Source organism: Streptomyces sp. NPDC096048, from assembly GCF_044763415.1.
Classification (GTDB): domain Bacteria; phylum Actinomycetota; class Actinomycetes; order Streptomycetales; family Streptomycetaceae; genus Streptomyces.
In genome coordinates, this window is record NZ_JBIWGG010000008.1 from 443,654 (window position 1) to 469,673 (window position 26,020).

Annotated in this window: 22 protein-coding genes and 1 pseudogene; 5 read left to right on the forward strand and 18 right to left on the reverse strand. The window is 72.2% G+C overall.

Translation table 11 applies throughout. The annotated features are described in order from the left end of the window. Positions 1-30: 30 nt before the first annotated feature. The 3 genes from ACIQ6R_RS24315 to ACIQ6R_RS24325 all read right to left on the reverse strand — a co-directional run bounded on the left by ACIQ6R_RS24315 (position 31) and on the right by ACIQ6R_RS24325 (position 3,793). Positions 31-1,407, reverse strand: coding sequence for a rhodanese-like domain-containing protein (locus ACIQ6R_RS24315; protein ID WP_404223341.1), 1,377 nt, complete (start codon positions 1,405-1,407; stop codon positions 31-33). 564 nt (positions 1,408-1,971) lie between these two features. Further along, a complete protein-coding gene (locus ACIQ6R_RS24320; RefSeq protein WP_404223343.1) occupies positions 1,972-2,937 on the reverse strand; it encodes an Acg family FMN-binding oxidoreductase in 966 nt (321 codons plus the stop codon). A gap of 157 nt (positions 2,938-3,094) precedes the next feature. Next, positions 3,095-3,793, reverse strand: coding sequence for a CBS domain-containing protein (locus ACIQ6R_RS24325; protein WP_404223345.1), 699 nt, complete (start codon positions 3,791-3,793; stop codon positions 3,095-3,097). 569 nt (positions 3,794-4,362) lie between these two features. Here ACIQ6R_RS24325 and ACIQ6R_RS24330 point away from each other — a divergent pair. Together ACIQ6R_RS24330 and ACIQ6R_RS24335 are read left to right on the forward strand one after the other, a co-directional pair. Then, positions 4,363-4,815 carry a cyclic nucleotide-binding domain-containing protein gene (locus tag ACIQ6R_RS24330; protein ID WP_404171680.1) on the forward strand — a complete coding sequence of 151 codons (453 nt, stop codon included), beginning with the start codon at positions 4,363-4,365 and terminating at the stop codon, positions 4,813-4,815. A 157-nt stretch (positions 4,816-4,972) separates the two neighbouring features. Further along, a complete protein-coding gene (locus ACIQ6R_RS24335) occupies positions 4,973-5,638 on the forward strand; it encodes a CBS domain-containing protein (protein ID WP_404171684.1) in 666 nt (221 codons plus the stop codon). 102 nt (positions 5,639-5,740) lie between these two features. On the opposite strand, the gene ACIQ6R_RS24340 is transcribed toward ACIQ6R_RS24335, so the two are convergent. After that, positions 5,741-6,226, reverse strand: a complete 486-nt coding sequence (locus ACIQ6R_RS24340; protein ID WP_404223440.1) for a pyridoxamine 5'-phosphate oxidase family protein — start codon at positions 6,224-6,226, stop codon at positions 5,741-5,743. A 153-nt stretch (positions 6,227-6,379) separates the two neighbouring features. Beyond that, a pseudogene (locus tag ACIQ6R_RS24345) lies at positions 6,380-7,449 on the reverse strand (alcohol dehydrogenase catalytic domain-containing protein). Between the two features lie 339 nt (positions 7,450-7,788). On the opposite strand from ACIQ6R_RS24345, the gene ACIQ6R_RS24350 reads away from it, so the two are divergent. Beyond that, positions 7,789-8,046 carry a hypothetical protein gene (locus tag ACIQ6R_RS24350; RefSeq protein WP_404223347.1) on the forward strand — a complete coding sequence of 86 codons (258 nt, stop codon included), beginning with the start codon at positions 7,789-7,791 and terminating at the stop codon, positions 8,044-8,046. 169 nt (positions 8,047-8,215) lie between these two features. Then, entirely contained in the window at positions 8,216-9,004 is a 789-nt protein-coding gene (locus ACIQ6R_RS24355) for an alpha/beta hydrolase (protein ID WP_404223349.1), read from the forward strand. Between the two features lie 92 nt (positions 9,005-9,096). Here the strand turns inward: ACIQ6R_RS24355 and ACIQ6R_RS24360 are convergent, their stop codons facing one another. From ACIQ6R_RS24360 to ACIQ6R_RS24390, 7 genes are all read right to left on the reverse strand, one after another. After that, complete coding sequence (locus ACIQ6R_RS24360; protein WP_404223350.1) at positions 9,097-9,603, reverse strand: flavodoxin domain-containing protein; 507 nt, start codon at positions 9,601-9,603, stop codon at positions 9,097-9,099. Between the two features lie 16 nt (positions 9,604-9,619). Next, positions 9,620-10,351 carry a CBS domain-containing protein gene (locus tag ACIQ6R_RS24365; RefSeq protein WP_404223352.1) on the reverse strand — a complete coding sequence of 244 codons (732 nt, stop codon included), beginning with the start codon at positions 10,349-10,351 and terminating at the stop codon, positions 9,620-9,622. Positions 10,352-10,363: 12 nt separating this feature from the next. Further along, positions 10,364-13,060: a GNAT family N-acetyltransferase gene (locus ACIQ6R_RS24370; RefSeq protein WP_404223354.1), complete on the reverse strand. Its 2,697-nt coding sequence runs from the start codon at positions 13,058-13,060 to the stop codon at positions 10,364-10,366. Positions 13,061-13,208: 148 nt separating this feature from the next. Further along, complete coding sequence (locus tag ACIQ6R_RS24375) at positions 13,209-14,072, reverse strand: universal stress protein (protein ID WP_404223355.1); 864 nt, start codon at positions 14,070-14,072, stop codon at positions 13,209-13,211. Positions 14,073-14,077: 5 nt separating this feature from the next. After that, on the reverse strand, positions 14,078-15,100 hold the full coding sequence (gene adhP / locus ACIQ6R_RS24380) for an alcohol dehydrogenase AdhP (protein WP_404223357.1): 1,023 nt from the start codon (positions 15,098-15,100) through the stop codon (positions 14,078-14,080). 39 nt (positions 15,101-15,139) lie between these two features. Then, positions 15,140-16,045, reverse strand: a complete 906-nt coding sequence (locus ACIQ6R_RS24385) for a universal stress protein (protein WP_404223360.1) — start codon at positions 16,043-16,045, stop codon at positions 15,140-15,142. A gap of 152 nt (positions 16,046-16,197) precedes the next feature. Continuing rightward, entirely contained in the window at positions 16,198-16,827 is a 630-nt protein-coding gene (locus tag ACIQ6R_RS24390; RefSeq protein WP_404223441.1) for a hypothetical protein, read from the reverse strand. A gap of 271 nt (positions 16,828-17,098) precedes the next feature. Between ACIQ6R_RS24390 and ACIQ6R_RS24395 the strand changes: the two genes are divergently transcribed. Continuing rightward, on the forward strand, positions 17,099-18,082 hold the full coding sequence (locus tag ACIQ6R_RS24395; protein WP_404223362.1) for an Acg family FMN-binding oxidoreductase: 984 nt from the start codon (positions 17,099-17,101) through the stop codon (positions 18,080-18,082). Positions 18,083-18,176: 94 nt separating this feature from the next. Here the strand turns inward: ACIQ6R_RS24395 and ACIQ6R_RS24400 are convergent, their stop codons facing one another. The 6 genes from ACIQ6R_RS24400 to pflB all read right to left on the reverse strand — a co-directional run bounded on the left by ACIQ6R_RS24400 (position 18,177) and on the right by pflB (position 25,982). After that, positions 18,177-18,845: an OsmC family protein gene (locus ACIQ6R_RS24400; protein ID WP_404223364.1), complete on the reverse strand. Its 669-nt coding sequence runs from the start codon at positions 18,843-18,845 to the stop codon at positions 18,177-18,179. 257 nt (positions 18,846-19,102) lie between these two features. Further along, positions 19,103-20,860, reverse strand: coding sequence for a GAF domain-containing protein (locus tag ACIQ6R_RS24405; protein ID WP_404223366.1), 1,758 nt, complete (start codon positions 20,858-20,860; stop codon positions 19,103-19,105). A 122-nt stretch (positions 20,861-20,982) separates the two neighbouring features. Then, positions 20,983-22,008, reverse strand: a complete 1,026-nt coding sequence (gene gap / locus ACIQ6R_RS24410) for a type I glyceraldehyde-3-phosphate dehydrogenase (RefSeq protein ID WP_404223368.1) — start codon at positions 22,006-22,008, stop codon at positions 20,983-20,985. Positions 22,009-22,173: 165 nt separating this feature from the next. After that, positions 22,174-22,872 carry a response regulator gene (locus ACIQ6R_RS24415; protein WP_404223369.1) on the reverse strand — a complete coding sequence of 233 codons (699 nt, stop codon included), beginning with the start codon at positions 22,870-22,872 and terminating at the stop codon, positions 22,174-22,176. 93 nt (positions 22,873-22,965) lie between these two features. Continuing rightward, complete coding sequence (gene pflA / locus ACIQ6R_RS24420; RefSeq protein ID WP_404223443.1) at positions 22,966-23,718, reverse strand: pyruvate formate-lyase-activating protein; 753 nt, start codon at positions 23,716-23,718, stop codon at positions 22,966-22,968. A 5-nt stretch (positions 23,719-23,723) separates the two neighbouring features. Continuing rightward, positions 23,724-25,982, reverse strand: coding sequence for a formate C-acetyltransferase (gene pflB / locus ACIQ6R_RS24425; RefSeq protein WP_404223372.1), 2,259 nt, complete (start codon positions 25,980-25,982; stop codon positions 23,724-23,726). Between the last annotated feature and the right edge of the window lie 38 nt (positions 25,983-26,020).

Genomic DNA, 26,020 nt, shown 5'->3' on the forward strand with positions numbered 1-26,020 from the left:
CCTTCGTGCGGATGGTGCGGAGGATGCGTGTCAGCCGGTGCAGTCGGGGCGTGTGAGGGTCAGTCCCGCCTCGCTGGCGGCATCGAAGCCGTCGTCGACGGCGACCACGTCGCGGCCTGCGGCATCCAGCAGGGAGGCGGCGATCGCCGCGCGCATCCCGCCGGCGCAATGCACCCACACCATCCCGTCCGGAACCTCACTGATGCGGCCGTGCAGCTCGTGGATCGGGATGTGGACCGAGCCGTCGATGAAGCCGCCCGCGCGCTCGGAGTCCCGGCGCACGTCCAGAACGACCACGTCCTCGCCGCGCTCGCGCACCTGGGCGAGGTCGGCGAAGCGGGCGCGGGGGAAGGAGGCGAGCTGCTCGCCGGCGCGGACCCAGCCGGCCGGGTCGCCGGTGACGGCGGCGGCCGGGCGGTCGATACCCACCCGGGCCAGCTCCCGCTGCGCGTGGCTGATCTGCTCCGGGGTGTCGGCGAGCAGGGTGACGGGCTTGCCCCACGGGATCAGCCAGGCCAGGTAGGTGGCGAGCTTGCCCTCCCCCTCGAAGTTGAACGACCCGGCCACGTGGCCCTCGGCGAAGGCCATGCGGCTGCGCAGGTCCACCACCCACTCACCGGCGGCCAGCCGGGAGGCGATCTCCTCGGCGTCCGCACGCTGCGGTGGGGTGAGGTCGACCGGCGCGGGGCCTGCGGCGTTGGCCGGGCCCATGTGCGCGTAGTAGGCGGGCACGTCGTCCAGCCCGGCAAGCATCCGGGCGACGAAGGTGTCCACGTCCAGCCTCAGCGCGTCGTTGGTGGCGCGTTCCTTGCCGATCGTGGTCGCGTCCCCCTCGGCCTGCGAGGAAGAGCAGAAGCTGCCGAACCCGTGGGTGGGCAGCACCGGCGTCTCGTCATCCAACTCGTCCACCAGGCGGTGCGCGGAGGCGTGCTGGGCGCGGGCCAGCTGCTCGGTAAGCCGCGGCTCGACCAGGTCGGGGCGGCCCACGGTCCCGATCAGCAGCGACCCGCCGGTGAACGCCCCGACCCCGCGCCCGTCGTCGACAAGAGCGTAGGAGGTGTGGTGCGGGGTGTGCCCGGGGGTGGCGATCGCGCGCAGCACCAGGCCCTCGTCCACCGTCACCGTGTCGCCGTCGGCGACCGGGGTGCGGGCGAAGGCCACGTGCGCCCCCGCCGGCACCAGGTAGGCGGCGCCGGTGACGCGGGCCAGCTCCAGGCCGCCGGTGATGTAGTCGTTGTGCACGTGGGTTTCCGCCACGTACGCGATGCGTACACCGCGGCGGGCGGCGGCGGCGATGACCTGGTCGATATCGCGCGGCGGGTCGATGACTACCGCGGCACTCGGTCCACCGGCCAGGTAGCCGCGGTTGCCCAGACCCTCGAATTCCATGGTGTCGATGAAGAACACGACTACGACTCCTCACGAACGGCGTACCCCGGGGGGTATCGGATACTCACCCTAACAGGGGTACCCCGGGGGGTATTCCGAAGGGCGCAAGACGCCCTGTCGGGCATCGCCTCACCCTGCCGTCGGTGCGCGACGGTGGAGGGGTGCGGGGCGTGGCCCTGTCGAGACCCGTTGATACGCCTAGCGCCGCGAGGGCCCGGGACGCCGGAGACGGCTGCGGGCGGGGACCGCCCTCATCGCTCGCGGCGAGTCCATCTTCGTCATCGGGCTGATGGGCACGCGTCACGACAGGCTCACCGCCTGGCGACCGACTACGTCCTCCTGCTCGCCGTGACCGGCCTGACCGGCCCCGTCCTCACTCGCCTTGCCGGAGCACGCTCACCCGCCTCGGAGCGTGGCACACCGGTCGGGTGACGGCCCCCGAGGGTGCCCTCCGCACCGCCGGTTCCGGGGCTCGGGTCAGCCCCTGTGGCAGCAAGCAGGCAGCCCTCGGCTCCACCGTGCCGGCCCTCCGCGGTCGGCAGCCCCGTCCGTCTCCGGGTCCCGCGCTCCCCCCTGGAGGGCTCAGGGCCGCACGTCGAGCACATCCGACACCGGTCGCCGGGGTGTCCGAGGCCCTTTGGGGCCGTATCCCAGTCGCAGCAGCATCTGCGGGTGGCCGGCACCGGACACCGGATCGCGCAGGAGCCATCGCAGGTCGGCCCGCTCAAGGGGCTGTGTGGCCAGGGAACCGACCAGACCTTCGGCTGTGGCCAGCAGCAGGACACGTTCCATGGCCTGGCCGGCCCGCAGCCAGTCCTCCGGGCGGTCGCGCGTCGTGCTGACGCAGGCCAGCTGTGGTGCCGCTTCGAAGACCGCGGTGCCCCGCCCCGCCACGCGGCGGGTGCCCGCGAAGTCCCTCAGGGGTGCCCGGCCCCCGCTTCTGGCGGGGCCGAAGGCGTAGTCCGGGACGCCGTCATCCGTACAGTTCACCGACGGGGCGTCGGTGCGGGTCCACTCCGCCAGTTCCCGTTCGGACGCGCGGTCGGTGAGACCGCGTGCCTCGGCCTCCCGCACAAGGTCCAGCACGTGCTGCAGATGCCAGGGGCCGGGGAAGGCCAGCGTGACGCCTTCGCGACGGGCGGCCTCGACCAGCTCACCGCGCAGGCCGTCAGGGATCCGCTTCTCCTCGAACGGGAAACGGCTGCTGTGCCGCTCGGCGATCGCAGGATGCAGCACGGCGAGGTCGCTGTCGACCCCTCCCGGGCCGGTCAGCCGCACGGTCGCGAGCAGTGCCGGATCCTCGTCGGGGCGGGGCACCAGCCGCGTTTCCGCGTGCCGGCCGTCGTGGGCCACGCCTACCCGCAGGTTCAGCAGGGCGGCGCCGCAGCCGATGTGCAGGCCACGCGCGCGTGGGTCGGAGTACGGCATGGCACGGTCGAAGTCGGCGTACAGCTCGAACGTACGCGTCCGACGCAGATAGCGGAAACGCCACGGCTGCGCGTTGTGCATCGAGGGCGCGGCGACAGCGTCACCGACCAGACTGATCACGTGTTCGTCGGATGGTGCCCGACCGTTCACCGGTATCCATCTCCTCAGTCCGTTCGTCGCCGGGCGGATCTGACTGGGCGCCCGGTCGCCGTTGCCTCCGCGGGTACGACTGGCGCCGTCACCGTCGCGGGCTGCGGGCCCCCTCAAGGGGTCGGTGTCACGGCCCGCTCGGCTGTTCGGCCTCCAGGTCGGGCTCCAGTGCCGGCCGGTGGCGGGGCCCGGCCAGCTCGCAGCGGACGTCGACCACGCCCTCGACCGAGCGCACCAGCCGTTCGACCAGCGGGACGACCGAGGTGTCGCGCACCCGCCCGGCCAGTGTGACCACGCCCTCATGGACTTCGATCCGGACCGGACCGATACCGTCCGGAAGGCGGCCGCCGACGACCTCGTGCCGGACCTCCTCAGCGATCTCCGGGTCGGGCCGGAGGAAGACCCTGAGCAGATCGCCACGGCTCACGATCCCCCGCAGCACGCCGTCGGCGTCGACGACGGGCAGGCGTTTGACTCCACGCCGCGCCATGACGCGGGCAGCCCCGGCCAGGGTCTCGCCGGGACGCACCGTGACGGCGGGGGACGTCATCAGATCCGTCGCCGTCACCCCTCGCGCCTTGTCGTGGGCCGGGACCGGCCCGGTCCTCGGGTGCACGTCCTGGTCGCTGTCGCGGAACTCCTCCTTGCGCAGCAGGTCGGCCTCGGAGACGACGCCGACCACCCGGTTCCCCTCGTCGATGACGGGGAGGGCACTGATCCGCCGCGTTCGCAGGGTCCGCACGATGTCCTTGAACCCCGCCCCGGCGGCCAGCGCCACGACGGAACGGGTCATGACGTCCTTCACGGTGTAGACGGAGCCGTACATCGCTTCCTCCCGCACATAGGGGCGGCGTTCTCCACGTGTCCAGGATCGGCCTGTCCCACCTGCGGCGGCTTGGGCCGAACGGTCCGTTCAGAGGGCCACCCGCCCCTGCCGTCCCCCGGTCCGTGAGCGGACTTCACGGCCGAGGCGCAGAAGACATCCCTGGCTCCCCTCGGGGCGAAGAGCTGGACGATTGCGCGGGCAGCGCGGGCCGCCGCAACTGCACGACAGTGGTCGCGCAGAGACGGGGCCCACCAGAAGTGGTATTCCGTCCCGTCCTTCTTGCTCTTCGCCACCTGACACTCACGGCACATGAGCCCTGTGCTCATGGTCACGGGCCACGCCCTGGGGGCCGAACGACCCTGCGATGTGGCCCGGGTGACCTGTGCCGCAGCAGCCGCCTGTCGTGCAGGCTGAAAGCAGGAGCCTTGAGGGAGGCCGGGAAGACACCGCCGGCAGCCCTCGCCGGTCTCAAGCCGGACCGGGCGCTCGACATGACGCGCACCGTCACGGCGAGTGCCTGGTCACACGTCACCGAACTACGAGTCGCACGCGGCGAAGGGGACAGGACGATGACCAACAACATGACCAGGGCTCTGGCCGTCGGCCACCGGGACCGGCTGATGCGCATCGCCCGCGAGGTCTCTTTCGAAGCGGGCACCCGACTGTTCGAAGAGGGCCGGCCGGCCGACCGATTCTGGGTCATCCGCAGCGGCACCGTCACACTCGACTCGCGGGTTCCCGGCCGGCGGGCCGCCGCCATCGAGTCGGTGAGTCACGGGGAACTCCTCGGCTGGTCCTGGCACTTTCCTCCGTACCAGTGGCAGCTGGGCGCCTCGGCGCTGAGCCCGGTGAGGGCCTGGGAATTCGACGCGGAGGCCGTGCGGGCCATGTGCGCTCGCGATCCGGAGTTCGGGCGGGCCGTCGCCGCCTGGGTCGGCTCCGTGGTCGCCCACCGCTTGCAGGCAGCGCGGATTCGCCTGCTCGATCTGTACGCGCCCTACGGCAGCGGGTACCAGGTGTGAGTACATCGCCCCGCACCGTCAGGCGAGCCAGCCGTGGCGCGCGAAGACGCCGGGTGTCCACCGTTTCGGTCCTGGACCAGCGCGGCTGCTGCACCCGGGAAACGAAGGCTGCGCGGAAACCGTCGTCGGCACGAGCGGCGCATCGAGGAGGAACCTCATGTCACATGGTCCGCATCTCGTGAGCGATGTCATGACGCACACCGTCGTGGCCGTGGGCCGCGGCGCCTCGTTCAAAGAGATCGTCGAGCTCATGCAGCAGTGGAAGATCAGTGCCCTGCCCGTGCTGGAGGGCGAGGGGCGTGTCGTCGGTGTCGTGTCGGAGGCAGATCTGCTGCCCAAAGAAGAATTCCGCGACAGCGACCCTGACCGCTTCACGCAGTTGAGGCGGCTGCCCGACCTGGCCAAAGCGGGCGCACTGACCGCGGGCGAGCTGATGAGCACACCGGCCGTCACGGTCCACGCCGACGCCACACTGGCGGAAGCCGCCCGGATCATGGCACAGCGGCAGGTCAAGCGGCTGCCCGTCACCACCGCCGAGGGGCTCCTCGAAGGCGTGGTAAGTCGCGCCGATCTCCTGAAGGTCTTCCTGCGGCCCGACGAGGAACTCGCCGCCGAGATTCGCCAGGAGATCGTCTCCCCCCTCTTCGCCGCCTCCGCGCAACCTGTCCAGGTCCACGTCTCCGGCGGCAGGGTGACGCTCAGCGGCCGCCTGCGGGACACCTCGTTGGTGCCCGTGGCCGCCCGCCTGGTCCGCGCGGTCGAGGGAGTGGTCGGTGTCGAGTTCGATCCGTCGAACGGCGATGTGGTGCGTCAGGCGGACTGACCCGCCGGGCACGAAGCAGGACGCGCGACGCGCCTTCCGATCAGGGGATTCGGAGGCGCGTCGCGAGTGCTTCAACCGGGAGCCGACCCTCGGCCCGCGTGGTCAGTGTTCCTTCGTCGACGGTGGTTCCGCCGTCCGCTCCGAAGCCGACGGCGGCATGTCCATACCGTAAAGAGTGCGCCCGCCGACCAGCTCCCGGCCGGTGACCAGTTCCGGCTCGATGCGCACGAAGACTTCCACGGGCCAGGGCACCCAGGACCGGGGGCCGATGCGGACCAGGTGCTTGTGTTCGTCAGGGTCGGTCACCACCGAGGCCGGGCCGGTGACGACGACGCTCCAGCCGCTGTGCGCCGCAGCGTCGACCTCGTCGGCTTCGAAGGCGACCACGGCGCCGTCGACGGCGCGGACCAGCTCCGAGGAGGCCGACGTGCGCAACAGCACGGCACCGCTCTCCTCCAGGAGGAAGTTGACCGGCAGGACGGCCGGCAGGGCTTCGCGTGTGTGCACGATGCGGCCCACCACCGCCGTGGCCAGCCGGCTCATGCTCTCCTGCCGGTCCAGTTCGCGAAATCCGTCGTTGCGGTACATCAGCCGGTCGTCTTTCCGTGTGTCGTCCGGTGCGCGGACTTCCATCCTTCACGGGGTGAGCGGCCGGCTGCGAGGGCCATCAGTCCCTGATCTGTCGCGGAACGGCCCTCGTCCCGGTGGGCCCGCCCTCCGAGGTGTTCACCGGTGCCGCGTTCACTGTGCGGTGGCCTCGACGACCTCACGTCGTGGTCCGCCCATCACGACCTTCAGTGCGCCGGTGTCGGCGGCGCGGGCGAAGACGTCGTACGCCTCCTCCATCCGGTCGAGCGGGAAGGTGTGGGTGACCAGCCCGGCGGCGGGCAGGCGGCCCGCGGCCGCCATCCGCAACAGCGTGGGCGTGGAGTGGGTGTCCACCAGACCCGTGGTGATGGTGACGTTCTTGATCCAGAGGTCTTCGAGGTGCAGGGTCACGGGCTTGCCGTGGACGCCGACGTTGGCGACGCGTCCTCCGGGCCGCACCATGCGGGTGCACATCTCGAAGGTCTCGGGCACACCCACCGCCTCGATGACGACGTCCGCACCGAGCCCTTCGGTCAGGTCGGCGACCAGCTGCTCGGGGTTTTCCTGGGCAGCGGCGACCGCGTCCGCCCCGGCCTTGCGGGCGGCGTCCAAACGGGCTGCGGCCACGTCCACGGCGACGATCCGCTCGGGTGCCAGAAGCCGGGCCGTGGCGATGGCGGCCAGACCCACAGGGCCGGCGCCGACCACCACGACGGTGTCCCCGGGACGGACTCGGCCGTTGAGCACACCCACCTCGTAGCCCGTCGGGAAGATGTCCGCCAGCAGCACGGCGTCCTGGTCGGTGACGCTCGCGGGCAGGGGATGCACGGAGAAGTCCGCGTGCGGGACACGTACGTACTCGGCCTGGGTGCCGTCGATGAGGTGTCCGAGGACCCAGCCGCCGCCGCCCCGACACTGCCCGTACATGGCTTCCCGACAGTAGCGGCACCGCCCGCAGGCGCTGATGCAGGAGATCAGTACCCGGTCCCCGGGCCGCACCGAACGGACGTGCCGACCCGTCTCGACGACCTCCCCGACCGCCTCGTGGCCGAGGACCGTCCCCGGCCGGACCTCGGGGACGTCGCCCTTCAGGATGTGCAGGTCCGTTCCGCAGACGGTGACGGCATCGACCCGGTGGTCGCGTCCGTGGGCTCACTCAGAACCGGATCGGCTGTCTCTTCCCAGGCGGCCTCTCCGGGGCCGTGGAAGACATATGCCCTCATGTGTCCTCACCCTCTCGCTGTCCGCGGCGGAAACCGGGAGACTGCGAACGGCGGCCCTCGGATGCGGTACGGATTGCCGTCATCACAGGCTTTCGGCTCTTGCTTCCACCGTGCCTCTCTCCCTGCGCCGTGGCTTGGGCCGGACGGCCCCCGCGCCTCGCCGGCGGGTCCCGTCCGCTCACCGGTGACTCATCCGGTCACGTGCCCGTACACGCGTCTCTCGGGGGTTTCTTCGTGAGCGTGCGAGGCAGGGCCTGTCGGTCTCTGGAGGCACCGGTCGGCCCGTGACGTCGGCACGGGCCGACTGCCAGATTCGGAGGAGCTACGGACGATGAGGTGGTGAGCAGCCAGGTGCAGCCCGGCGCGCACGTCACGGTCTGGGTGGACGTCCGCGACAAGATCGCCTCCCCGCCGGCCGGTCCGGTCGACGCCCTTGTTTCGTCCGTGCTGCTCGGTCTCGGCTCCGCCTCCGTCCTCGCCGGCGCCGCTTTCGGTACGGCATCCCTCGCCCGGCGGCGCCTTGACCGACGGCGCATGGCCCAGTGGGACGCGGAGTGGCGGCTCGTCGGTCCGCGGTGGAGCCGGAGAGCGGGCTGAATGGTCGGCGGGCGGAGCGCGCCCCGTCCTCTCGACCCCCCGGCAAGGCCCGACCGGCCCTCGTCCCCGAGGGCCGGACGCCTCTGGTGCGGGCCGCGGCGGCGCGTTGCACTGGTACCAGGGCGGCGCACCCCACAACGCCGCCGCGGTACGGAGGAGGTGGCGGCGCATGCGTTACCACACCCACACGGACGGCCCGACCCATCGGCCCGTCGATGTCGAGCGCGCGGTGATTCCCTCACGCGGTCGCGACCGCCACGAGGCAGGCCATGTCGCCCTGAATGACGTCCGCGCGACGACCGCCGTCGACTCACCGGCCATCGATCCTGCTCCCCGCCGCCCCCCGTCGCGGGACCACGCTGTGACGGTGCCCGCCGGGTCGGCGGAACTGACCGGGCGGCTGGCCGTGCCCGTGGCGGCCCGGGGCGTGGTCCTGCTCACGGGTGACCGTGACTGGCAGGACTCCGCCGCCGCTTTGCACCGCGCCGGCCTGGGCACCTTGACACTGAGCCTGTGGGAGACAGGGCGGCCGGCAGAGAGGCGCAACGTCTTCGATGTCGTCATGCTGGCTCGCCGCCTGAGTGCGGCCTGCGACTGGCTGCGCGAGCGCACCGGCCTTCCCGTGGGCTGTGCGGCCGACGGCACGTCGGCGGCCGCAGCGCTCGAGGCCGCTGCGGAACACGACACCCTGCGTGCGGTGGTCTCCGTCAGCGGACGGCCAGGACTTGCCCGCCCGTCCGCGCTGGCCCGGGTGTCCGTCCCCGTTCTGCTGGTCACCGGTGACCTCGACCAGCCGCTGCTCAGCCGTAATCGGCTGGCCGCCGACTGGCTGCGCTGTCCCCACCGCGTGGTCGAGATACCGGGCGTCGCCGATCCCGTCTCCTCGGACGCTGCCCTGCACCAGGTCCTGTGGCTGACGACGGACTGGTTCACCGACCATGTGGCCGGGCGTGCCTGAGCATCCACGCCGTCGGCTCGTGGCCATGACCGTGCCCCCGACGCCGGGACACCGGACGTCGGGGGCACGACATGCCGTACCGCCACGGTTGTTCACCGGTGCGCCATGGCACCGAGTTCCTGCGCCAGGCCCGCCGCCCAGTGCTCGATGGCGGCGAAGTCGCGGAAGTCACCGCCCTTGCCGTTGCGGAGGATCATGCGGGCGATGCGGCCTCGCGCGCCTTCGGTGAGGCAACCGCCGAAGGTGACATGCCCGCGGGCGTCGAGCCTGGCCATGGCCCTGTTGACGCCCGGCACGGGCGGAATGTCCCGCTGCGAGGGAGTCGAGTCGAGCGGTCCGGAGCTGAAGAACCACACCGGCCGGTGCGCCAGAGCTCCGCGGTGCCGCCGTACGAAGCGCCTGGCGTCCTTGTGCCAGCGCCCGGCGTACAGGGCACCGCCGACCACCACCGCTTCATAGCGGTCCAGGTCCGTCACCGACCGGGCGGGCAGCACCTCGGCCGTGATCCCCGTCGTCCGCAGCACCTCCGCCACGGCCTCGGCGATCTCCTGCGTCGATCCGTTGGCTGTCCCGTAGGCGACCAGCACCCTCTGCTCCATGGTGGTCCGCCTCCTCTCACAAGCGCCGCAGCCAGTCGTCCGCGACGCCTCCCGGCACGCGCGTGTCGTCCCGGAACTCGGAGTCGTCGAAGCGGTGGGTGAGCCTGTCCACGACGTCGACGACTCCGTCGGTCCTGCGGGTCATGGCCACCGCTATCTCGGTTTCGCTCTTCCGCTCCAGCCGGCCTTCCAGCGTGACGACTCCCTCCGTGACGGTGACGTCGACGCTGCCGTTGACCAGCCACAGTCCGCGTTGCAGCACCTCGTGGATCACTTCCTCGCGGATCTCCGCGTCGGGTCGCAGGAAGGTCTGCAGCAGGTCGTGCCGGGTGACGATGCCGACCAGGCGGTCGTCCTCGTCGAGTACCGGGAGCCGGTTCACCCGGTGCTCGACCATGGTGCGGGCGGCCTCCACCACGGTGTCCTCGGCGTGCACGCTGACGGCGGGCGCCGTCATCAGGCGGCCGGCCGTGCGCGCCCGGGCCTTGGCCGCCTGCCGACGGGCGCGCGGTGTCAGCCGTGCGAGGCGGAACCGCGGGGGCGGCTCGTAGGCGAGCGGCGTCGCGGCCTGATGGAGCATCAGGTCCGTCTCGGAGACGACGCCGATGACGTGCTGATCGTCGTCCACCACGGGCAGTCCGCTGACGCGGTGTTCCGAGAGCAGCCCGGCGACGGCCTTGAAGGGGGTGCCGTACTCGGCGCGGATCACCTGGGTGGTCATCACGGAGCCGACCTTCTGGTTCCTCATGTCTGTTTCTCCTCAGCGCAGTCGGCGCAGATAGGGGTCCTGCGGCCGACGGGGCAGCAGGCGTATCCGCGCGTCGAGAACGGTGATCCCGCCGGGTGTGGCGAGGACCGGGTTGAAGTCGGCCTCGGCGAGCTGCGGCAGGTCCACGGCCATCCGGGACAGCCGGTGGAGTACCTGTTCCAGCCCCTCCAGGTCGACGGGGCCGCCGCCTTGCGTGCCGAAAAGCAGGGGGGCGCAGCGCGGGGCGGTGATCAGGTCGTGCACGTCCTGACCGGTGAGCGGGGCGAGACGGGCGGCGTGGTCGGCGAGCACCTCGGTCGCCGTGCCCCCCAGGCCGAAGACGACGAGGGGGCCGAAGACGCCGTCCTGGACGACGCCGGCGAACAGCTCGGTGCCGCGGGGTGCGAGTGGCTGGACGAGGACTGCGGTCATGAGTCCTTCGAAGCGGGTTCGCAGGTCCTGGAAGGCCGTGCGTACCTGGGCCTCGTCGCGCAGGTCGAGGTGCACGGCGCGCTGGAGGCTCTTGTGCACGAGTCCGGGCCAGTGTGCCTTGAGGACCACTCGGCCGTCGGTACCGCGCAGGCGCTCGGCGGCGCGTACGGCGTCGTCCTCGGTCTCGGCCCAGGCCCAGGGCTGCTGAGGGATGCCGTAGCAGGAGAGGAGTTCGGCGCAGGCACGCGGGTCCAGCCAGCCTCCTTCCGGTCGCTGGGCGAGGAAGTCGTCCGCCAAGGCGTGCGCGCGGGAGGTGTCGACGTCGTCAAGGGCCGGCACGGTGCCGACGGGCCGGGCGAGCCAGGCGGCCCGTCGGGCGGCGTGGGCCAGCGCCCGTGCCGCCGCCCGCGGTTCGGCGTACGAGGGAATCGCCTCGCCGTCGGCGACGGGCAGCAGGGCGACCGGCAAGTCCTGCTCCAGGCGTACGACGACGACGGGCTTGGCCCGGCGGCCGGGCCCCCGCGTGACGGCCCGGACCAGGTCGTCGCCCGTCGCGGCGGCGACCGCGGTGGGCACGAGGGCCACCAGCACCGCGTCGACGGCCGGGTGACCCGCGAGCCGCTCGACGCAGATGCTCAGCGCCTCCTCGGTCACGGCGGCCGTGGCGTCCACGGGATTGCCGGCGCTCGCTCCGGCGGGCAGCGCGGCGAGCAGGTCGTCGGCCAGTTCCGGGCTGGGCGGATCGAGGGTCAGACCGGCTTCTGCGCAGGCGTCGGCGGCCAGGACTCCCGCGCCGCCGGCGTTGGTGAGCACGGCGACGCGGGTGCCGGCCGGCAGGGGCTGTGCGTGCAGCAGGGCCGCCGCTTCCAACAGCTCGCCGACGGAGCGGGTCGCGGTGACGCCGGCCTGGGTGAACAGCGCCTGGCGGGTCATCGTGCCGGTGGCCGCGGCGGCGGTGTGCGAGGCGGCGGCTCGGCGGCCGGCGTCGGTGCGTCCGGCGTCGACGGTCAGTACCGGCATGCGCCGGGTGACCCGCCGGGCAGTGCGGGAGAAGGCCCGCGGGTTGCCGAAGGACTCCAGGTGGAGCAGGGCGAGGTCGGTGTGGCCGTCGCCCTCCCACCACTGGAGCAGGTCGTTGCCGCTGACGTCGTACTTGTCGCCGAGCGAGGCGAACGTGGAGACGCCGATACCCAGCCGGGACAGGCCCTCCAGCAGGGCGATGCCGACTCCGCCGGACTGTACGGCGACACCCGCGGTCCCTGCGCGGGGGTGTGCGGCGGCGAAGGTGGCGTCGAAACGGTACCCGGGGGCGGTGTTGGCCACGCCGAGGCAGTTGGGGCCGACCAGGCGCATCCCGTGAGTCCTGCAGGCGGTGAGCAGGGCCTCGGACTGCTCCGTGTCCAGTCCGGCGGAGACCACGACGAGGGCGCGTACGCCCGCCTTGCCGCACTCCTCGGCGACGGCCGGCACGGTCCCGGCCGGGCTCGCCACGACGACCAGGTCGGGGACGACGGGAAGGGCGCCGACACAGGGGTAGGACGGCACCCCGAGGATGGCGGTGGTGGCGGGATTGACCGCGAACAGGCGGCCGGTGAAGCCGTCCTCGTGGAGGTGGTGCAGCAGGGCGCGTCCCACCGAGCCGGAGCGGCGGCCGGCCCCGACGACGGCGATGGAGCGCGGCTTCAGCAGCGGCTCCAGACTGGCCACGTCGGCGGTCCGTCCCCGGGCCTCCGAGGCCGTCAGGTAGGTCTCGTCGACGTGCAGGTCGATGGCGCAGTGCACCTCGGGGCCGTCGAAGTGCCGGGTCGCGGCGAGGCCGAGGTCGGCGAAGAGCCGCAGTACCTCGTGGTTGTCGCTGAGGGCGTCGGCGGTGAAGGCGGTGATGCCGTCGGTCCTGGCGGCCGAGACGAGGTGCTCGACGAGCAGGGTTCCCACGCCCCGGTGGTGCAGGCCGTCGGCGACCGCGACGGCGAGTTCGGCGCTGTGCGGCGCGTCGGCGGCGGCGTGGTACTCGACGAGGCCGATGACCTGTCCGGCGCGTTCGGCGAGCAGGGCCCGGTGTCCGGGCCGGGCCGGGGCGCACACGGTGTCCGCGGCCAGGCCGGCGGAGCGGGAGCCGGCCGAGAAGAAGCGCAGGCGGCGGTTGTCCGGTGACATCTCCGCGTAGAGCCCCTCCAGTTGGTCGTGGTCCCCGGGCTCGACGGCGCGGATACGGACGGTGGTGCCGTCCGTGAGCAGCGCGTGGACTGCGGGGCGGGGTGGCGTGTCGTCCTTCATGGCGGTTCTCCTTCGAGCCGCTCGGGTCCTTTGGCCTGTCGAGCGTCTGTCACGACGTCGGTCGCGCCCAGGGACCGACCGGGGCTGCTCGCGGGGCCGGTCGGCCCCCGGTCTCCCGCCGGTCGTCCCGGGCGGCGGCTCCGGGCGGTCACGCCGTGTCGGGTACGACCGCGACCGGGCAGGCGGAGTGGTGCAGGAGCGTGTGGGCGACCCGGCCGAGGCGGTACCCGAACTGCCCAGGACGCCGTCGGCCGACGACCAGCAGGTCCGCCTCGTGCGAGGCGGTCAGCAGCACTCGGCGGGCGGGTCCCTCGGTCGTGTGGCGGCGCAGGCGCACGTCCGCCGGGGCGTCGGCGAGCGCGGCCTCCAGTTCCTTGGCCGCCCGTTCCTCGTGCACCCGCTCGGGCGTGCCCGCGAGCAGCGGGTGGTCGACCGTTTCGTGGGTGGGGCATCGCCATGCCCGTACCGCGTCCAGGGCGGCGCCGCGCCGCCGGGCCTCCTCGTAGGCGAAGACCACTGCCGCGGTGGGCGCGTCGGCCAGGCCGACGACTATGCGGCCGCGCCGACCGCCGGCGGCCCGGTTGTCGTGGTTCGGGCGGACCACGATGACCGGACAGTCCGCCGTGGTGGCCACGGCCAGGCTGACGGAGCCGAGCAGGAGGTCGGCGAGTTCGCCGCGCCCGCGGGTGCCCACGATCACGGCGGAGGCGTTGCGCGCCTCGCGCAGGAGGACGTACTCCGGTTCCTCGGCCACCGCCGCGGTGGTGACGGCGAGGTCCGGGTGGTGACGACGGGCGCGGCGGGTCGCGACGACGAGGATGTCGTCGGTGGTGACGTGACCGGCCGGCTTGCCGAGCTCCCGGGCGAGGGAGGCGCCCTCGTAGCGGTCCCAGCGGTAGGCGTGGACGATCCGCAGGGGTACTCCGTGCAGGGCGGCCTCGTCGGCCGCCCAGTCGACGGCCCGCAGGCTCGACTCGGAGCCGTCGACTCCGACGACCATGGGCAGGTACATCGTTCTCAGCCTCCCGCGTTGAGATCGAACACGATCCGGGCCTTGACCTGTCCGCCGAGGACCTCGTCGATGCAGTCGTTGACGGCGGCGAGCGGACGTGTCTCCCGGATGACCTTCGTGCGGCCCTCGGCGTGGAGCTGGAAGACCTCGGCGAGGTCCTGCCGGGTGCCGACGATGGAGCCGATGACCGAGGTGCCGTTGAGGACGGTGTCGAAGATCGGGATCTGGAGGGTGCCGTGGGCGGGCAGGGCGACCATGACGAGCTTCCCGCCGCGCCGCAGACCGGAGTTGACGGCCTGGAAAGCGGCCGGATTCACCGCGAGGGCGAGGGCCGCGTGGGCTCCGCCGTGGCGCTTCAGTTCGGCGCCGACGTCCTGGGTGCGGGCGTCGATGACGATGTCGGCGCCGAGTTCCCGGGCGAGTTGGAGTTTGTCGTCGGTGACGTCGATCGCGGCGACCCGCGCTCCGGCGATCTTCGCGTACTGCACCGCGAGGTGCCCCAGTCCGCCCACGCCCGAGATGGCGACGAGCTGGGCGGGCCGGACGTCCGCGACCTTCAGCGCCTTGTAGGTGGTGACGCCCGCGCAGGTGAGCGGGGCGGCGTCGAGGGCGCTGACGCCCTCGGGCACCGGCTGGGCGAAGTCGGCCCAGGCCAGCATCTTCTCGGCGTACCCGCCGTCGCAGCCGTACCCGGTGTTGACCTGGTCCTCGCACAGGGTCTCCCAGCCGGACCGGCAGTGCTCGCACCGTCCGCACGCCTTGCCGAGCCAGGGGACGGCGACGCGTTGCCCGACGGCGAGGTGGGACACGCCGGCGCCCAGCTTCTCGACCAGGCCGACGCCCTCGTGCCCGGGGACGAACGGCGGGGTGGGCTTGACCGGCCAGTCGCCGCGGGCGGCGTGGATGTCGGTGTGGCACAGGCCGGATGCCTCGACGGCCACGAGAACCTGCCCCGGCCCGGGCTCCGGATCGGGCCTGTCCTCGATGACCAGGGGCTTGCCGAACTCCCGGACGACCGCTGCCTTCATGGTGCCTGCTCCTTCTGTACTTGTCTTCGGTGGGCCGCGTCAGGCGTGCGCGACGACGGCGACGGGGGTGGTGGCGTGGTGCATGACCGCATGAGCGACGGCGCCGATGTGCACGCCGAACGGGCCGCGGCGGATCCGGCGGCCGACGACGACGAGGGACGCCTCGTGGGCCGCGTCGACGAGGTGGTTGGCGGGGCTGCCCATCCGGGACTCTTCGGTGACCTCGACGTCCGGGTACTTCTCCCGCCACGGCCGGAGCGCTTCGGTGAGGGCGGCGGCCTGCTCGCGGACGACGCCCTCGCGGGGGTCGACGCCGGCGGCCAGGCTGTAGACGTGGTAGGGCGGCAGGTTCCAGCCCGCGACGACGGTCAGCGCGGCCTCTCGGCGCCGGGCTTCCTCGAACGCGAAGGTGATGACCGTCTCGTCGGGGCTGTCGGTGTCCAGGCCCAGGACCACGGGCCGGAATCCGGTGGCGGCGGACGGTATGCCGGCGGGGTCCTTGACGTGTTCGTCGGCGGCCTGTTCGCCGGCCCGGACGAGAATCACCGGCGCCTCGGCGCGGGCGACCACGGACTGGCCGACGGATCCGATCAGGAAGCCCGTGAGGCCGCTCAATGCACGCGAGCCCAGCACCAGCAGTTCCGCGTCGCGAGCGGCGTCGAGCAGCACCTCCGCCGGGGCCCCGGCCCGCTGCTCGGTGGTCACCTCGACGCCGGGGTGGCGCAGCCTCAGCCCTTCGGCGGCTTCCCGGGGGATGCGCTCGGTCCAGTGCTGGTGTGTTTCGGCGCCGAGGAGCGGGGCCTGGGCCATGGGCTCCGGTACCGGCTGCCACACGTGAAGCAGTCGTACCGGCATCTGGCGCAGTGCGGCTTCGCGGGCCGCCCACTCTGCGGCTGCCCGGCTCTCGGGCGAGCCGTCGAGTCCTACGGTGATCGTGCGGGCCATGCCGGCCACCTCCCGTGTCATTGGTTCTGTTCTCAGCGTCTCCTCGGGCGGTCCCGGGGGGCAGGGGCCTGTGGTCCCGGGGTGGGGCCGACGGTCCCTGCCGACAGACTGGTGGGGCGGGTCTTCGGGTGGTCCCGCCCCACCAGCCGCATTCAGCGCAGCCACGCGTGGTCGCGGACGACCGGGAGGCCGGCCCACCAGCGGCCCAGTCCCAGCGCGTCACCCGCCGACATCACGGCCAGGACGATCAGCACCACCGCGTACACCAGGTGGTAGTCGGCGAACGGGTTCGTCGACATGCTCGCCGACCCGTCGGACAGGTGCTTCGCCGGCGGCCACTCCGCCACCCACATGAGCGCCATCATCACCGTCCCCGCGAGAGCCGCCAGACGCAGCGCCACCCCCGCGGTCAGCGCGAGCCCGATCCCCAGCAGACCCAGCATGAACAGCCAGTCCGCCCACGCCGCCCCCGCCCACGAGTGGAACGTCGACTCCATCGGACCGACCGCCACATGACCGAGGAAGCCCTCCGTCGGCGAACCGCCGTCGGCCCAGCCCTTGCCGGACGCGGTGGCGTAACCGAACCCGAACGTCTTGTCCAGGAACGCCCACAGGAAGACGAACCCCATCAGCACCCGGGCCGACGCGAGGACACGCGCCCGTGCGGTGAGCGCGCCGCCCTCCGCCGACTCGGCCACCCCCGGTGCGGAAGCCGCGCCGTTACGGCGGAACGACGGGAGGTGGAAGCCCGAACTACGGTGCGTGGACTGGTGCACGGCCATGACAGTGACCCCTTCGGAGAAGATCCGGCTGGTTCCGGACACCACTCACTCTCCCGGACCCCACCACCCCGCACCCGACGCCGAAGGTCCACACCCCAGGGCCCCAACAGCCCCGATCCACAGGGACCTTCGGCCACCACGGGACGAGAAGGCCGAACGGTGCCGGGCGGTGACCGGACGGCCCCTTACGCGCGCGCCGGCGGGAGCAAAGGCTGGGAAGGGTTCACCCACCAGCCCAGCCGCCCCCGGACGTGGGCGGGAAGGAGTCCCGATGAGCTCGACGACACTCGACGCTCCGGCCGTGGAGCGGCTGGTCGCGGCGGCCGTGGCCGCGCCGTCCCTGCACAACACCCAGCCCTGGCGCTTCCGGCTCGATACCGACACCCGCACGGTACGGATCGACGCCGCCGCTGACCGGGCGCTGCGCCACACCGACCCGGTGGGCCGCGCCGTGCATGTGTCCGTGGGCTGCGCGGTCCTCAATCTACGTGTCGCCGCCGCCCACTTCGGCTGGGAGCCGGTGACCCGGCTGCTCCCGTGCCCGGACCTTCCCGCTCTGCTCGCCACGGTCCGGCTCGCCGAAGCGGTGCGTGGTGCGCCGTCGACCGACTTGTACGAGGCGGTGTGGCGCCGGCACAGCAGTCGTTTCCCCTTCTCCGGGCGACCGCTGCCGTCGGACCTGCTCGCCGAACTGGCCGAGGCCGCCCATCTGGAGGGTGCGACCCTGCGTTTCCCGGGGCACAACGACACCGAGCGGGTGTTGCGCGCCACGCGGGAGGCGGAGTGGCGCAACCGGGCCGACAACGACCGCGCGGCGGAGAGCCGTCGGCTGGTCAGTGGCCCGCACTCCCCGTGGCTGGGGCTCCCGGCAGCGGTTCTCGGCCCGCAGGACGCCCTGGAGCGCATGCCGATGCGGGACTTCGGGGCCCACCGGCACCCGGAGGTGCTGCCCGCCCGCTCCTTCGAGACGCGTCCTACGCTCGCGCTGCTGTCCACGGCACACGACCGGCGGACGGACTGGCTGCGGGCCGGCCAGGCCCTGGAACACGTGCTTCTGCTGGCCACCCGGCGCGGAGTGCGCGCGTCGCTTCTTCACCAGGCCATGGAGTGGCCCGATCTGCGCCGGGCCCTCGACGGTCTGCCGGCCGACGGTCCTCGCGTGTACACGCAGATGGTGATCCGGCTCGGGTACGGGCCGGAGGGTCCCGCGTCACCGCGCCGCCCGGTCGAGAAGGTGGTAGAAGCCGGCGTGTGACCACGCGTGCCGCCCGGTCCCGTCGACGACGCGACCGGGCGGTGCTCTTCCAAGTCGGTCAGCGTGAGCACTCCGTGCCCGTCTGCCGCGCGTGTCACCCCACGTCGACGTGCCCGTGTTCCACGGCCTGTGGTGTCTCCGCGCTTTCCGGCTCGCATCGGACGTGCACCCGCATGTCGGGAGCGTCGGCCAGTGTGTTGCTCACCGTGCAGTGCGAGACCACCGCGTGCAGCGCGGCCAGCCGCTCGGCGGGCAGGGACGGGGCGTGGACGGTCATCGATAGGCAGGCGACCCGTGCGGGCCGGTCGTCGGCCATGCGAAAGTCCGCCCGGACGGTCAGTCCGTCCCGGCTGAGGCCATGCCGGTCCAGGTACCGGCCCGCGTAGTGCGCGGTGCAGGACGCCACGGACGCGATGAAGAGTTCCACGGGCGTGGGTGCCGTGTCCCTGCCACCGTCGGTCCGTGGCTGGTCGACGGTCAGGACGTGTCCCCGTACCCGCACTTCGAAGGCGTCGCCGGCGACAGGCGTCACGTCGACGCGTCCGGCCGGCCCGTCAGGGGCGGGCTCCACGGCGGCAGCCTGGAAGAGCAGCAGACCGGCCAGGCGCCGCGCCTCCTCAGCCGTCAGCGACAGCCACGGGGCCCGGCCGTCGTGCGGGGCACGGGAAGTGTCCAGGACGACGCGTCCCATGGAAGCCGGGAGATCCTGGGGCGCGAGTCGTGTGACGTTGATGGTACGACCGCAGCGGCTGGTCATCTTCATGACGTCTCCCGGCCGGGTGCCTCGCCCTCGAGCCTCGAGCGTGCTCGACGCGGCTTCTCCGCCGACCCGAGCCAGGCCGGCGGGCCGGGCCGGCCCCGGTCGTCCGCCTCGGCACCTCAATTGGACCGCGGTCGCGGTCCGCCGTCATGGGCCGGGGGACCCGCGCTCCGTGAGCCGGTGGTCCCGGTGCGGCCGTCCCCGTTCTGCAGCGGTCTCGAGGTGCCGCTCGCCCGGCGGCAGCCCGGCGGCACCGTGCGTCACCGGGGGGACCGGCCGCTCTCCACCGTGTCCGGGGACTGCGCCAGCGGCGCGTGCCACACCAGCCGCGTCCCTTTGCCACCTGGGCTTTCCAGCTCCAGGTCGCCGCCGAGCTTCCGCGCTCGCTCGGCCATGTTGGTCAGACCGCTGCGGCGGCCTCCGTCCGGAATACCGACGCCGTTGTCCGTGACCGTCAGGCGGACCTGCTTGCCGTCCGTCTCCAGCACGACGTCGGTGCGGTCGGCGCCGGCGTGCCGGGCGACGTTGGTCAGGGATTCGGTGAGGACGGCCATGACGTGGTCGGCGGTCTGGGCCGGCACGTGCGTGTCGAGCAGGCCCTCCATGCGGACGCTGGGAGCGAAGCCGAGGAGCGGGGCGGCCTCGCCGATCGCGCGCACCGCGCGGGAGCGCAGGCCGGGCGCCGCGTCGTCGTCGCGGGAGCGCAGGCCGAAGATCGTCGACCTGATGATCTTGATGGTCTCGTCGAGGTCGTCCACCGCCCGCAGGATCCGCTCGGAGGCCATGGAGTCCTGGACGCGGCGACCGGCGCTCTGCAGGGTCATGCCGGTGGCGAACAGCCGTTGGATGGCCAGGTCGTGCAGGTCACGGGCGATCCGGTCGCGGTCCTCCAGCAGGGTGATCTGTTCGGCGTCCGCGCGTCGTTCCGCCAGCTCCATCGCGACAGCGGCCTGGGCGGCGAAGACCTGGAGCGGCTCGGTCTCCTTCTCGGAGAACTCCCGGCCGCCGGACTGCCGGACCAGCAGCACCACACCGCGAGCCTCCTCGCCCGTGCCGATCGGCACGGCGACGGCCGGCCCGAGCCCTTCGAAGCGTGGCGGACCGGCTGAGACCCGGGAGTCGCACGAGACGTCCGGGCTGCTGACCGGTGCCCGCTGGACGAACGCCTGCCCGATGAGCGTGCCCTCCGTGGGCATGACGATCCCGCGCCATACGTCCGCCTCCTGGCCGATGGCGAGTTCGACGGCGAGGTTGTCGGTTCCGCTCACCGGCATGGCCACCACGCTCAGGGCGGAAGCGGTGATCTCCCTGGCACGTTCGGCGATCAGCGGCAGCACCCCGCCCTGGTCCGCGCCGGACATCAGAGTGTGGGTGATCTCCGCGTTCACCTGAAGCCAGCGTTCGCGCAGCCGGGACTCCTCGTAGAGCCGGGCGTTGTCGATCGCGACGCCGGCCGCCACGGCCAGCGTCGCCAGCACCGACTCGTCGTCCTCGTCGAACTGCTGCCCACCGCGCTTCTCCGTCAGGTACAGATTGCCGAAGACGTGGTCACGCACCCGGATGGGGACGCCGAGGAAGGTGTTCATCGGCGGGTGGTGGGCCGGGAACCCGTAGGAAGCAGGGTGGTCGGAGAGTTTGGTCAGACGCAGCGGCTCGGGGTGGCGGATCAGCTCACCCAGGATGCCGTGGCCCTCCGGATAGGGGCCGATGCGCGCGATCTGCTCCGCGTCGACGCCCACGGTGTGGAAGGCGGAGAGCCGCTTGCCGTCCGGACCGATCACCCCGAGCGCCGCGTACTCCGCGTCGACCAGGGCCGCCGCGGCCTCGACGATGCTGCGCAGCGCCTGCTCCAGGTCGAGCTCGCGGCCGACCGACAGCACGGCCTCCAGGAGGCTGTGGACCCGGTCCCGGGTGCCGCGCGCCGCGTCCAGCCGGGCCTGCAGCTCCTCCAGCAGCTCGTCCAGCCGCAGCTGGGGCAGCCGTACCCGTGCCTCGTGGGCCTCCTCGGCGTTCTCCACCGCTGCTCCTCCAACGCCTTACCGCATGTCGGCAGCCGTACCGTGCACCTGCCACGGTAGCGGCTCGAACAGGGAGACGATAAGGAATCAACCGCGGCCGCGGGGCCGACTGGCCGGAACCGTCAGATCCGGGGCAGCCGGGCCGCGACGTACGAGGTGAGGTCGAGCAGGCGGTTCGTGTAGCCCCACTCGTTGTCGTACCAGCCGAAGACCTTGACCAGGTCTCCGTGGGTCTGGGTGAGGGGGGCGTCCAGGACGCAGGAGGCGGGATCGCCGACCACGTCGCGGGAGACGATCGGGGCGTCGGACACCCGTAGGACGTCCTTCAGCGGTCCCTCGGCGGCCTCGCGGTAGGCGGCGTTGATCTCCTCGGCGCTCGCTTCCCGGCCGAGGACCACGGTCAGGTCGGTCAGCGAGCCGTCCTCGACCGGAACGCGCACGGCGCTGCCGTCCAGCGTGCCCGCCAGCTCGGGCAGGACCAGGCCGACGGCGCGGGCGGCGCCGGTGGTGGTGGGGATGATGTTGACCGCCGCCGAGCGGCCCCGGCGCAGGTCCTTGTGGGGTCCGTCCAGGACCACCTGGTCGTTGGTGTAGCCGTGGATCGTGGTCATCAGTCCCTTGACGACGCCGAAGTGCTCGTCGAGGACCTTGACCATGGGGGCCACGCAGTTGGTGGTGCACGAGGCGTTGGAGATCACGTGGTGGTTCTCCGGGTCGTACGTGCCTTCGTTGACGCCCATGACGATCGTGGCGTCGACGTCCTTGCCGGGCACGGACAGGAGTACCTTGCGCGCGCCGGCCGCCAGGTGCGGGCCGGCCTGGTCGCGGGTGCGGAAGCGGCCGGTGGACTCGATCACCACGTCCACGCCGAGGCCGCCCCAGTCCAGCGCGGCCGGGTCGCGCTCGGCGGTCACCGCGATGCGGTGTCCGTCCACGGTCAGCGAGGTCTCGTCGTGCTCGACGGGGCGGTTCAGCCGGCCGTACGTCGAGTCGTACGTCAGCAGGTGCGCGAGCGCCGCCGGGGAGGTGACGTCGTTGATCGCCACCACCTCCAGCGGCGATGCCGCGGCGTCGGTGCGTTCCAGGACGCAACGCAGGTAGTTCCGGCCGATCCGGCCGAAGCCGTTGATACCCACTCGCACGGTCATGTCTTCCGTCCTCCCCTTGGTGCGGCGATGCCCGGCGGTGTTCCGGGACCGCTCTCAGGCTGCCGCCCGGGAGTCCGTGCGGGTATGGGCCGGGGGGCGTGGATGGTGGGGACCTTCGGCCCCGACGGCGGACAGGGTGCGGGGCCGACCGGCGGGTCCGTCCCGCTACTGGCCTTCGGCGCGCATCCGGTCGCGTGCCTGGGTGGCGATGACGGCGGCCTGGATACGGCGTTCCACGCCGAGCTTGGCGAGCAGGCGGGAGATGTGGTTCTTGACCGTCTTCTCGGCCAGGTAGAGCCGCTGGCCGATCTGCCGGTTGGTGAGCCCTTCGCCGATCAGTTCGAGGATCTGGCGTTCCCGGTCGGTGAGCCCCGGCAGGATCTCCGGCTCCTCGGCCGGCTGCTGCCCGCCGCCCCGCAGCCGTGCCATCAGCTTGGTCGTGGCGCTGGCGTCCAGCAGCGACTGGCCGCGGGCCACCGTGCGCACGGCCGAGACCAGGTCCGAGCCCTGGATCTGCTTGAGGACGTATCCGGCCGCCCCCGCCATGATCGAGTCCAGCAGCGCCTCCTCGTCGTCGAAGGAGGTCAGCATCAGGCAGGCGAGGTCCGGCATCTGCGACCGCAGCTCGCGGCAGACGGTCACGCCGTCTCCGTCGGGCAGGCGCACGTCGAGGACGGCCACGTCGGGGCGCAGGGCGGGGACCCGGACCAGCGCCTGTTCCACCGTCGCGGCTTCTCCGACCACGGTGATGTCCGGTTCGTCGTCCAGCAGGTCGTGCACCCCGCGTCGTACCACTTCGTGGTCGTCCAGGAGGAAGACCCTGATCGGGCTTCCCGTGCTGTCGCCCTGCTCGCTGTGCGCCATCGAATGCTCCTCGCCATGCCTCGGTATGTGTCGGAATCCTTTCTTCCCAGGATGGCCGAGGTCCAGGGCCGGTCGGCCCCGATTTCGCCTGCGTCAGTGGGCCATGAGGCCGCGCTCACGGAACTGGCCCCGTACCCGGTCCACCAGCGTCCTGTCCGGGACCGGGGTGTCACGCAGGGGAAAGGGGATGCCCAGGGCGTCGTACTTGGCGGCGCCGAGCTTGTGGAACGGCAGGATGTCCACCCGCTCCACGCAGGCGAGGCCGGAGAGGAATCCGGCGAGTCCGTCGACGGCCTCCTCGTCGTCGGTCCAGCCGGGCACCAGGACGTACCTGATCCACACGCGCTTGCCCAACCCGTCGAGGCGGGTGGCGAAGTCCAGGGTGGGGGCGAGGGCGCCGCCGGTCAGCTTCCGGTACGTCGGGACGTCGAAGGACTTGATGTCCAGCAGCACCAGGTCGGTGTCGGTCAGGAGCGTGTCCGTGGCGCGGGCGCCGAGGAAGCCGGAGGTGTCGAGGGCGGTGTGCAGGCCGGCCTCCTTGCAGCGGCGCAGGACCGCCGCGGTGAAGGCCGGCTGGAGCAGAGGTTCGCCGCCGGTGAGGGTCACTCCCCCGCCGGCCGTGACGAGGAAGTCCCGGTACTTGTCGATCTCCGCCATCACCTCGTCGACGGTGGCCTCCCGACCGTCCCGCATGTGCCAGGTGTCGGGGTTGGCGCAGTAGAGGCAGCGCAGGGGGCAGCCGCTGGTGAACAGGACGAACCGGGTCCCGGGACCGTCCACGCCGGTGGACAGGTCCCAGGAGTGGATCCGTCCGGCGACCGATCCCGGTGCCACGGTCGGAAGCATCGTGCTCACAGCGATCCGTGGAAGGTGCGGCTGATCACGTCGAGCTGCTGCTCGCGCGTCAGGCGGACGAAGTTCACGGCGTAGCCGGAGACCCTGATCGTCAGCTCGGGGTACTTCTCCGGGTGTTCCATCGCGTCCTCCAGCACGGCGCGGTCCAGCACGTTGACGTTCATGTGGAAGCCGCCCGCGGACATGTAGGCGTCGAGGATGCCGACCAGGTGACCGGCCCGCTCCTCGGGGACGTGGCCCAGCCCTTCCGGGGTGATCGTGGTGGTCAGGGAGATGCCGTCGCGTGCCGCCTCGTAGGGCAGCTTGGCCACCGACAGGGCGGAGGCGGCCACGCCGTGCTGGTCTCGGCCGTTCATCGGGTTGGCGCCAGGAGCGAAGGGCTGGCCGGCGCGGCGGCCGTCGGGGGTGTTGCCGGTGTGCTTGCCGTAGACGACGTTGGAGGTGATGGTGAGCACGGACTGGGTGTGCTCGGCGTCGCGGTAGGTGGGGTGCTCGCGCACCTTCGCCATGAACGACTCCACCAGGCCGACGGCGATCGCGTCGGCGCGGTCGTCGTTGTTGCCGTACACCGGGAAGTCGCCCTCGGTGTGGAAGTCCACGGCCAGTCCGGTCGCGTCGCGGATGACCTTCACACGGGCGTGCTCGACGGCGGAGAGGCTGTCCACGGCGACGGACAGGCCGGCGATGCCGCACGCCATGAACCGGTGCACCGGGTGGTCGTGCAGGGCCATCTCGATGCGCTCGTAGGCGTACTTGTCGTGCATGTAGTGGATGACGTTGAGTGCGTCGACATAGGTCCGGGCCAGCCAGTCCAGGACGCGGTCGTAGGCGGCCGACAGTTGGCCGTAGTCCAGGTACTCGCCGGTCAGCGGCGGCATCTGCGGGGTGATCTGGTCGCCGGTCATCTCGTCCCGGCCGCCGTTGACGGCGTACAGCAGTGCCTTGGCGAGGTTGACGCGGGCGCCGAAGAACTGCATCTGCCTGCCCACCGCCATCGCGGAGACGCAGCAGGCGATGGCGGTGTCGTCGCCGGTGCGCGGGCGCATCAGGTCGTCGGACTCGTACTGGACGGCGCTGGTGTCGATGGACACCTGGGCGCAGAACTCCTTGAAGCCGGCCGGCAGGCGGGGCGACCACAGGACGGTCAGGTTCGGTTCCGGTGCGGGGCCGAGGTTGTAGAGGGTCTGCAGGAAGCGGAAGGAGGTGCGGGTGACCAGTGGGCGGCCGTCTGCGCCGATGCCGCCGATGGACTCCGTCACCCAGGTCGGATCGCCGGAGAACAGGGCGTCGTACTCGGGGGTGCGCAAGAAGCGCACGATGCGCAGCTTGATGACGAAGTCGTCGATCAGCTCCTGCGCACGCCCCTCGTCGAGGAGCCCTTCGTCGAGGTCGCGCTGGAGGTAGACGTCCAGGAAGGTGGAGGTACGGCCGAGCGACATGGCCGCGCCGTTCTGCTCCTTCACCGCGGCGAGGAAGCCGAGGTAGAGCCACTGGACGGCCTCGTGCGCGGTGGCCGCGGGTCGGGTGACGTCGCAGCCGTAGGTCGCGGCCATCTCGGCCAGCTCGCCCAGTGCCCGGATCTGCTCGGCGAGTTCCTCGCGGTCGCGGACGACGTCGGCGGTGGACGGCCGGGCGTCCAGCAGGGCTCGCTCGGCACGCTTGGCCTCGGTGAGGCGGTCGGTGCCGTACAGGGCGACGCGGCGGTAGTCGCCGATGATCCGGCCGCGGCCGTAGGCGTCGGGCAGGCCGGTGATGATGCCGACCTTGCGGGCGGCGCGCATGGCGGGGGTGTAGGCGTCGAACACACCCGCGTTGTGGGTCTTGCGGTAGGTGTCGAACACCTTCGTGACGAACGGGTCGGGCTCGTAGCCGTACGCCTTCAGCCCGTTCTCCACCATGCGCAGACCGCCGTTGGGCATGATCGCCCGCTTCAGCGGGGCGTCCGTCTGCAGGCCGACGATCAGCTCGCGGTCGCGGTCGATGTAGCCGGGGGCGTGTGAGGTGATGGTGGAGGGTGTGGCGGCGTCCACGTCGAGCACGCCCCTGCGCCGCTCCTCCGGGAACAGCACGCTGACCTTCTCCCAGACCGCGCGGGTGCGGTCCGTGGGGCCGGCCAGGAAGGAGCAGTCGCCCTCGTAGGGCGTGTAGTTGGCCTGGATGAAGTCGCGCACGTCGATGCGCTCACGCCACCCGCTTCCGGCGAACCGCCGCCAGGCGTCGGCGGTCCGGGGGCCGGCTGTCACCGTCGCGGTCATCACAGGTCCTCTCGTCGTACGGTCTTGTCACTGTCGAT

Coding starts and splice junctions, on each gene's coding strand:
- ACIQ6R_RS24325 (WP_404223345.1), bottom strand. CDS start 3,793: ATGTACGGCTCCGTCTACACCGTGAAGGACGTCATGACCCGTTCCGTC.
- ACIQ6R_RS24330 (WP_404171680.1), top strand. CDS start 4,363: ATGACCAACAACATGACCAGGGCTCTGGCCGTCGGCCACCGGGACCGG.
- ACIQ6R_RS24335 (WP_404171684.1), top strand. CDS start 4,973: ATGTCACATGGTCCGCATCTCGTGAGCGATGTCATGACGCACACCGTC.
- ACIQ6R_RS24340 (WP_404223440.1), bottom strand. CDS start 6,226: ATGTACCGCAACGACGGATTTCGCGAACTGGACCGGCAGGAGAGCATG.
- ACIQ6R_RS24355 (WP_404223349.1), top strand. CDS start 8,216: ATGCGTTACCACACCCACACGGACGGCCCGACCCATCGGCCCGTCGAT.
- ACIQ6R_RS24360 (WP_404223350.1), bottom strand. CDS start 9,603: ATGGAGCAGAGGGTGCTGGTCGCCTACGGGACAGCCAACGGATCGACG.
- ACIQ6R_RS24365 (WP_404223352.1), bottom strand. CDS start 10,351: ATGAGGAACCAGAAGGTCGGCTCCGTGATGACCACCCAGGTGATCCGC.
- ACIQ6R_RS24370 (WP_404223354.1), bottom strand. CDS start 13,060: ATGAAGGACGACACGCCACCCCGCCCCGCAGTCCACGCGCTGCTCACG.
- ACIQ6R_RS24375 (WP_404223355.1), bottom strand. CDS start 14,072: ATGTACCTGCCCATGGTCGTCGGAGTCGACGGCTCCGAGTCGAGCCTG.
- adhP (WP_404223357.1), bottom strand. CDS start 15,100: ATGAAGGCAGCGGTCGTCCGGGAGTTCGGCAAGCCCCTGGTCATCGAG.
- ACIQ6R_RS24385 (WP_404223360.1), bottom strand. CDS start 16,045: ATGGCCCGCACGATCACCGTAGGACTCGACGGCTCGCCCGAGAGCCGG.
- ACIQ6R_RS24390 (WP_404223441.1), bottom strand. CDS start 16,827: ATGGCCGTGCACCAGTCCACGCACCGTAGTTCGGGCTTCCACCTCCCG.
- ACIQ6R_RS24395 (WP_404223362.1), top strand. CDS start 17,099: ATGAGCTCGACGACACTCGACGCTCCGGCCGTGGAGCGGCTGGTCGCG.
- ACIQ6R_RS24400 (WP_404223364.1), bottom strand. CDS start 18,845: ATGAAGATGACCAGCCGCTGCGGTCGTACCATCAACGTCACACGACTC.
- gap (WP_404223368.1), bottom strand. CDS start 22,008: ATGACCGTGCGAGTGGGTATCAACGGCTTCGGCCGGATCGGCCGGAAC.
- ACIQ6R_RS24415 (WP_404223369.1), bottom strand. CDS start 22,872: ATGGCGCACAGCGAGCAGGGCGACAGCACGGGAAGCCCGATCAGGGTC.
- pflA (WP_404223443.1), bottom strand. CDS start 23,718: ATGCTTCCGACCGTGGCACCGGGATCGGTCGCCGGACGGATCCACTCC.
- pflB (WP_404223372.1), bottom strand. CDS start 25,982: ATGACCGCGACGGTGACAGCCGGCCCCCGGACCGCCGACGCCTGGCGG.